Source organism: Methylobacterium cerastii, assembly GCF_022179125.1.
Classification (GTDB): domain Bacteria; phylum Pseudomonadota; class Alphaproteobacteria; order Rhizobiales; family Beijerinckiaceae; genus Methylobacterium; species Methylobacterium cerastii.
Genome location: NZ_BPQG01000015.1, coordinates 1 through 8,252 on the forward strand (window position 1 = coordinate 1; position 8,252 = coordinate 8,252).

Genomic DNA, 8,252 nt, shown 5'->3' on the forward strand with positions numbered 1-8,252 from the left:
CGGCCTTCACCGTAGGCGTACCCCACCGCGACGATGACGGCGACCGAGACGATGCGGCCCTCGCTTCTGACCTTCACGTAGGTGGCGTCGATCCAAAGATACGGCCACTTGCCCTCGATGGGGCGGTCGAGGAACGCGCCGACCCGTTCGTCGATCTCCTGGCACAGGCGCGAGACCTGGCTCTTCGACACGCCCGCGCCGCTTATGGCCTGGACCAGATCATCGACCGAGCGGGTCGAGATGCCTTGGATGTAGGCCTCCTGGATCACCGCCGTTAGCGCTTTCTCGGCCATCCGGCGCGGCTCCAGGAAGCCGGGGAAGTACGAGCCCTTGCGCAGCTTCGGGATGCGCAGTTCGACCGTGCCGGCGCGCGTTTGCCAGTCCCGGTCACGGTAGCCGTTGCGCTGGACCAGCCGCTCGGCGCTCTTCTCGCCGTAAGCCGCGCCGGTCAGGCCGCCCACCTCCAGCTACATCAGTCGCTCGGCTGCAAAACCGATCATCTCGTGCAGCAGATCGGCGTCGGCACTCTTCTCCATCAGCCCGCGCAGGGCCATGATCTCGTCGGTCATCGGGGGTCTCTCGGGTTCGGGGTTGGCTCTCGCAACCCGACCCTACCCGGCAACCGCCGATGACCACCCCTCAGCTACACCACCGCCTGGGACACGACCACCGACAACACGCTGGTGACGCTGTCCGGCATGCAACGGCTGCGCCTCAAGATCCGCCGCTGCGAGGCCGAGGGCTGCGCCGGCTTCCGCAAGCCCTACCGCCCGGAGGCCGAAGGCTTACTGGCGCTGCCGCAGCACGAGTTCGGCCTCGGCGTGATGGCGCTGGTGGGAGCCTTGCGCCACCGCGAACATCGCTCGGTGCCGGAGATCCACGCGATCATGCGTGATCGCAGCGTGCCCATCGCCGAGCGCAGCGTGACGAACCTGCTCGACCGCTACGACGAGATAATGTCGAGCTGGCTCGGCGATCCTCAGCACCTGCGCCGGCCGCTTGGTGGGCAGGACCGGATCGTCCTCGCCCTCGACGGTCTGCAGCCGGATATCGGCCACGAGGTGCTCTGGGGCTACGCGACTGTCTCTCGGGGACGGTCCTGCTGGCGGGCAGCCTGCTGTCGGGGACCGCGGAGGATCTGACCGTGCGGCTGCGCGAGGTGGTCGAGGCCGTGGGCGTGCCGGTGGCGGGCGTGATCAGCGACGGTCAGCACTCCATCCGCACTATGCCCTCCGCCACGCCACATGAATGGCCAACGTCGAGCTGAGAGATCCGGTCGCTAGATGAAAAAGATGCCGTCACGAAGCCCAAAATCAGTAACGTGAACTAGTGCAACTGCGTTGGAAGAATTGCCCCCATTAGGATCATAATATATCGTTCCATTTGTATCGTTCGGGTTGGTGGAGTCATGGAAGAACAGGAAGCTGCCTACACCGGCCGGCGAATTATCTTTAGTTAAATACAGGCTTGCTGGTCCGTTGACGTGGTAGGGCCCGTAACCACCCCCGATTGATCCTTGTCCAGTATAACCAAAACCAGAGACAGAGATTTCTATTTTATCGTGCTCAGCACTATCATAAACTGTGTGAAAATCTGTAATAAATGCTGGTTTTGAAGGGGGAGCTTTAAGCACGAAAACATCGTGGCCGCCACCTCCCGTCAATGTGTCACCCGCCCCAACGACCATGCGATTATCTTTGGCATCGCCCATGAAGACTCCTAAGGTAGAGCCTGGTGCGACTGAGGCGATGCGGCCTTCCGAAAGACCTCTCGTTATGTATTGCACCTCAGCTGCAATCGGGTCGTCTCCGAATGCTGCTTGTAAGTCCTTGTAATTGGCAAGGTACTGCGCCGGATTAAAGGACGTGGTGGACCTACCCTCTTTCAAGCCATTGGTGATGTAGTGCTTTTCGGCTGAGACTACGTCCGCCCCAAACGTGCGAGCGAGATCTGGATTTGACGCCAGGTAGCGCAGTCCATCGAAACCCTGAGTCGCCCGGTGCTCTGCGTAGCCGTACTTGGCATAGTGTTCCTGTCCCGCCACTATATTTACGCCAAGAGCACGCGCAAGGTCGGGATTGGACGCTATGTATTCTAGAGCATCGAACGACTGCGTCGGTCGATGTTCCGCATAACCGTTCTTGACAAAATGCTGCGTTGCCACCGCAATATTCGACCCTAGCGCTGCTAACACATCAGGGTTCGAGTCCAGGTATTCATAGGCGTTGAAGGACGCCTCCGGTCGATGCTCAGCTATGCCATAATTCACGTAGTGCTGAGCGGCTGCTGACGGGTTCGGTCCAAAGGCACCTATCAAATCTGGGTTCGACGCCAAATATGCATATGCGTCAAACGAGCTCGTTGAGCGACCCTCGGAAAATCCAGAAGATACATAATGTGCCACGCCTGCTGCAGCGGTACGGCCCACCACGGGCAGGAGGTCGAGGTTCGAAGCAAGATACTCGTAAGCGTCGAATGTCGCCGTGGGCCGGCCCTCTTTGAAGCCGTACGTGTCGAAGTGCTGCTGGGCCACCAGAGCATTATTTCCGATGGTTCGAATTAAATCTACATTAGAGGCGATGTATCTAAGAGCATCGAACGTTGCCGTGGGTCGGCCTTCGGCGAACCCATTGTTGACATAATGCTGCTCGGCAGCAAGAGCGTTAGGACCTAGCGCCCTCAACAAATCAACGTTGGACGCTAGATACTCCCAGGGATTGAAGGAATTTGCGTTACGATGCTCGTTGTAACCATAGGATACGTAATGGCCTGCGGCCGAAGTAGGGCTTGCGCGAAATGTCGCAATAAGATCTATGTTTGAAGCCAGGTATTCGTAAACGTCGAAAGTGGATGTTGGGCGCCCTTCTTGAAATCCACTGTTTACGAAATGCTGAACGCCAGCGGCAAGACTCCCACTTAACGTGGAGATAAGGTCAGGGTTTGAAGCGAGGTACTCCGCGGTGTTAAAGGTCGCCGTACTTCGCTTTTCGTCTACGCCATTTCGGATATACTGATGAAAGGCGTTATACTGATTATTCCCAAGAGTGCGTAGCACATCTAGATTTGATGCAAGATACTGATAGGGATCAAATTGGGGCAGCGTTGTTGTCAAAATTGTTATGTCATCAAATTTTATTTGATCAATATTCGTCCCCACGTCATGCCCATCTGCGTTTACGGTTCCGACCTCGCTTCCAAGTCGGAGCGCCGTGGTTGTTGTACGCGATGCGTGAAGACGCAGAGTATTGAAGCCGGCACCTGCGTAAATATCATCATCACCCTTACCGGGATCAAACCCATCATTTTGAGCTGTCCCGTACAGAGTGTCGTTGCCAGCTGTACCATTAACTTGAAGAGGGTTTACGTAGGCGACCTGAGTATACGTCACATCATTGTTGAAATTTGACTCGGCGACGGCTTGATTGCGATTAACCCAGGCGTACAGATAGTATGTTCCTGAAAATAGAAATCCGCCAGGGTAGCTAACACCATTTAAGGTCTCACCCGGCCCTTGAGTGGGAAAGGTCATCGATATTGATTGGTCTAAAGACGATCCGGCAGCTATAGACTGATTTAAATGCACGCTGCCAAGATAAGCATTTGTCGTCGGATCATTAAGATTAGGCAGCGAAGCCATGTAAAAATCTAGGTCGAATCCGGAAGTTGGTGAGATCGCGGATCCAATGTTGGCCACGTGAATTCCGGCCACTGCCGATTGCCCACCCTGTACTGTGCTCGGGGAAAGGCTCGTAATCGATGGTGTAAGGTCAACCTGAGATATATTTGGACTGCTTTTTGTAATTGATATGGTGTAATCACCGACATAGCCGTAATCTACGACTTGGAAGCCCAAGTACGCTCCGCCCCCGCTGCCTCCTTTGCCCCAAACTGCAGACCAATCTGCGTATGAGACACTCCTAGTTCGATCAAGGCTATTTAGAAATTCGGTCGCTCCATATGGTCCGTAAGTATTATAGTATGAATAGTCTTCGAGACGACCCTGTAGCGCAATTGAGCCGCCATTAGCGTTCATCCCCGAAATCGAGACCGTAAATCCAGTTTTGTCCGGAAGAGAACCTGTGCCATTTATGACGCCAATAGCAAAAAAATCGTTCGTATCTGTGTTTGAGAAATTTCCTTTGAATGTAACTGACGAGCCGCTCGTAAACGTAAGCAGCGCCCACTTTCCGTTTGAGGCAGGGCCACTCAGATCGGCAGCCGGATTGGACGTGTCACCCTGCTGTGCCTCTATGTACGAAGAGCCAGATGTGATGGTCGCCAACGTTACCTCCACTCAGAAAATCGGTCACTGATTCATTCGGGCCAGATTGCGCCTGTGGGATTCAGAGGCGATCTTCAGTATTATAAAATTATAATTAACGATGTGACCTAGGTTTTTTTAATAGTCAATACCGACGGCAAATTTTGTTTTATCGCGTGCCTTATTTGCAACTTCAATGCGACCGTGGTCTTCGTTCCAAAATTTAATTAATTAATCACTATGTATAAAGTATTGGCGTGACGTAAAATCTAATCTGAATCCTTGAATTACCTCTTCCGTCCCACTTTCACGATCTGTTCGCCCGGGGAAGCCTGAAGCAGATTTTGAGTAGGTGGTTCTGTTCGCGCACCGTCCATGCGGCGGTGAACCCGAAGCGCTTACACAGCCAGAGCATGGCCTCGAAGCCATGGATCGCGCGCCGCGCCGTGTTGAACGAGCGGAAGCCGCCCACCCGCGGCATCGGCCCGGAGGCCTGCCTTCCTGCTCGCGGCGATGGCCGGCGAGTACGGGCCGGCGCCATCCGTGTCGATGCGATCCGGAGCGCGCAAAGGCTGCTCCCGCAGCATCTTGCAAAAGAACCGCTTGGCCGTGTCGAGATCCCGGTTGGCCGTGAGGAGCAAATCGACGGGATTCACGCGCTTGTCGATGGCCCGGTAGAGATAGCGCCACTCACCGCGCACCTTGATGTAGGTTTCGTCGAAGCGCACCGATCCGCAGTGTAGCCGGCGGAATTGCCCTAACCGCTTCTCGATCAGCGGTGCGTGGGCCAGAACCCAGCAGTTCAGGGTGCTGTGATCGACCTCCAGGCCCCGCTCCAGAAAAGGCTCCTCGATATCGTGGTAGATCAGTGGGTAGCGCAGGTACCAGGAGACGGCCTGTACGATGAGCGTCGCCTCGTAGTGCCAGCCCTTGAAGTCGGCCTTGGAGCGCTGCTTCAGCTTCAAAGCAATGACGGACAGGATCATGGGCCGGCTCAAGGGCGGAGGCGGCAAGCTGGTCAGGGACGGCTAACGATCCGTAAACGAAGGCGCGTTTGCGTTTGCGACAAGCACCGACGACTGCCCGAGCCCGTGACAACTTCAAGCCGGCGGACCGACCGCGGCAACTCGACCATATCCTCAAGCATAGACACAAAACGATCCGAACCAGGGACCGTCAGCCTCCACCATCGTCAGATCATCAAAAAGGGCGACTCCAGACACCGCTTACGATGCTTCGGCCGTTTTCTTTGGTGCTGGAGGACCCGCGTTTCTTTGGACTTGACGTCGGGAAAACGACGGTTTTCCCGACGAAGGGCTATTCGACCGGCACGGCCTTGAATGGGGATGCGCTTCTGACGCTGTCGGGTGGCGGCACGATCGATCTAGTGGTTGAGCCCTGACGGTTGAGTCCGTGTGGGGTTTCGGTTTGAGTCCCATCCCGCGAGTCCGGCGGGATGCGCAGTGGCATCTCTTTCACGGTCTCCACCTCGGATCACCTTCGGCTCAAAGCACTCGTCGCGGATCGAAACACGTCGCAGAAGCACGTCTGGCGCGCTCGTATCGTGCTGCTAAGCGCCGATGGGCTGGGGACGCATGCGATCAGAGCCGCCTTCTCCGCATCGGTGTTGCGCTGACGCGGAGCCGCGATGATCGAGGCATCGATGATTTGGCCCGACATCGCGAGGTAACCCTTACCCTTCATCCATGCGTCGAAGGCGGCAAACAGCTCGTCGATGGCACCCGCGCGGGTGATCTGCTCGCGGAACAGCCAAAATCTACACCACGCTTATGGCGAGTTCTAATTTCTTATCGTGTTGCCGAACGGCACTTATACAAAATGCAACTCAGTGGTAAAGGGATCAAACCACTCTTTGAAAAACCGATATAAAATTTTGTTAGATGTATATCAAACTCTTGAAAAAATGAAAGGTCCCTAAAATGTCCGGCTACAAAGTGAATTTCATAAAAAGTCCTTCACTATCGCTATACCCCGTAGTCAGGAACTCATCAGGACAAGTAGCTGGATCATATAATTCATCAGACTACCATTCGCATGGGTTTATTGACATTAATGATACAATATCAACTATCGATCCAACAGGAGCTATTGATACTCACGTACGCGGCATAACGTCTTCAGGTCAGGTGGGCGGGTATTTTTCATATAGCAGTGGTTATAATCATGGGTTTGTTTACAGCAATGGTAATTTTACAGTCGTCGATCCTGCTGGCTCAATTAATACCTCAATCGACGGTATAACCGCATCAGGACAATTCTTCGGAAGTTATACAAATAGTGATCGACACACCAACGGATTCACATATATCAACTCTAATTTCCAGGTTATATCTTACTCCAGCTCAGTGAATACCAACATAATTTCTATCAATGAGTCAGGTCAAATATTAGGCTCATATACAGGCAACCAATACTCATACAACTTCTTTGTATATAATAAAGGTAGTTTTAGAGATATCAATGTCAATGGACTAAAAAACGTATATTCCGCTATCATGAACGACTCAGGCCAAGTAGCTGGATTTTATAAAGACAACGATGGCCATAATCACGGATATATTGATACCAATGGCACCATAACGACTATAAATGCGCCGAATGCGAATGATACTATCGTAAAAGCCATTAATAATTTGGGTCAGGTTGCAGGAAATTTCACAGATGCCAATGGGCATAATTATGGATATATTGACACAAATGGTATTTTTGTAACGATCAATTTTCCTGGTTCGGATTCAACAAGCCTTGATTATATAAATTCTTCCGGTCAAGTAAGCGGTCATTACACACAATTAGATAAAACAAACAGAACTAACACATATCTTTTTACCTATATCAACAAGACATATGAAAAATTGGATGTTTCATCTGCAGGATATGATAGCGCGACGCCTTATATATATACCTTTAGTGATTCAGGAGTTTTAACGGGCAGCGCTACGCTCTATGGCGGCACTATAGATTATGGTTTTATTGCATCTAGCCCTCACCCTGTTGTTAAAGTCGAATATGCCTCTGTTCTGCCAGGGAATACAGTGTATGGCACAGATGGTATAAACGGAACGGGCGCTCTCGCCGGGGACAGTGATCCGAACGGAAACAGCCTCACAATTTCTGCCGTCCAGGGTGGAATGGTTGGACTGCCAGTAACAGGGACTTATGGGCATCTCACCCTCAATGCAGATGGGTCATACAACTATATAGCTGATAATGCGTCAGGTAAAATAACTGGCAACAGCTCTCTACACGATGTTTTTGGATTTACAGTCGCCAATTCCCACGGTGGGCTTGTTGAATCTACAATAGACATTACGATAAGACCTACCATTCTGATATCCGGCGATATTGCTGACTTTGCATTTAAATTCACCGATAGCACTATCTCATTTAACGAGAAGAATGTTATCGTCAACGGCCCTGATGGCTCGAGAACTGCTGTAAGCCAAATCAATCATTATACTTTCACTGATGGTACAATCAACGAGCACGCTGGTTCTGCCGTTATCGACGACCTGTTTTACTTCAGCCACAACCTGGATGTCTGGAACGCGCACCTCGATGCCACGGCGCACTACAACTCCAGCGGCTGGCATGAAGGGCGTGATCCCAACGCCGATTTCTCGACCACCGGATATCTCGCCGCCAACGCGGACGTGGCCAAGGCGGGAATCAATCCGCTGACACACTACGACGCCAATGGATGGAAGGAAGGGCGCGATCCGTCGGCCAACTTCGACAACGAGCTGCACCTGTCGCACAACCCGGACGTGAAGGCGGCCGGTGCCGATCCGCTGCAGCACTACCTGCAATACGGGCAGGCCGAGGGCCGTCAGGCTTACGCAGCGGTGGGGAATGCCGCGGATCTTGCCGTGCATCCGGGGTTCGATGCGGAGTATTACCTCCTGTCGAACACGGACGTAGCCAAGGCGGCGCTCACGGTTGGCGGCGACAGCTTCGCGTTCGCCTACAC

Annotated in this window: 2 protein-coding genes and 5 pseudogenes; 3 read left to right on the plus strand and 4 right to left on the minus strand. The window is 53.2% G+C overall.

The genetic code is table 11. The features are described from left to right. Window positions 1-569 (minus strand): annotated as a pseudogene (locus MFF13_RS06415) (transposase); the annotation flags it as partial. Between the two features lie 129 nt (window positions 570-698). Between MFF13_RS06415 and MFF13_RS06420 the strand changes: the two are divergent. Further along, a pseudogene (locus MFF13_RS06420) lies at window positions 699-1,222 on the plus strand (ISNCY family transposase); the annotation flags it as partial. A gap of 57 nt (window positions 1,223-1,279) precedes the next feature. On the opposite strand, the gene MFF13_RS06425 reads toward MFF13_RS06420, so the two are convergent. Both MFF13_RS06425 and MFF13_RS06430 read right to left on the minus strand, forming a co-directional pair. Then, entirely contained in the window at window positions 1,280-4,282 is a 3,003-nt protein-coding gene (locus MFF13_RS06425) for a hypothetical protein (RefSeq protein ID WP_238271501.1), read from the minus strand. A gap of 286 nt (window positions 4,283-4,568) precedes the next feature. Continuing rightward, window positions 4,569-5,247, minus strand: a pseudogene (locus tag MFF13_RS06430) (IS6 family transposase). Window positions 5,248-5,717: 470 nt separating this feature from the next. On the opposite strand from MFF13_RS06430, the pseudogene MFF13_RS06435 reads away from it, so the two are divergent. Continuing rightward, window positions 5,718-5,855, plus strand: a pseudogene (locus MFF13_RS06435) (IS630 family transposase); the annotation flags it as partial. 8 nt (window positions 5,856-5,863) lie between these two features. Here the strand turns inward: MFF13_RS06435 and MFF13_RS06440 are convergent. Further along, window positions 5,864-6,034, minus strand: a pseudogene (locus tag MFF13_RS06440) (IS5/IS1182 family transposase); the annotation flags it as partial. Window positions 6,035-6,201: 167 nt separating this feature from the next. Here MFF13_RS06440 and MFF13_RS06445 point away from each other — a divergent pair. Further along, the coding region (locus MFF13_RS06445) for a cadherin-like domain-containing protein (protein ID WP_238271509.1) at window positions 6,202-8,252 on the plus strand (2,051 nt) is incomplete at its 3' end.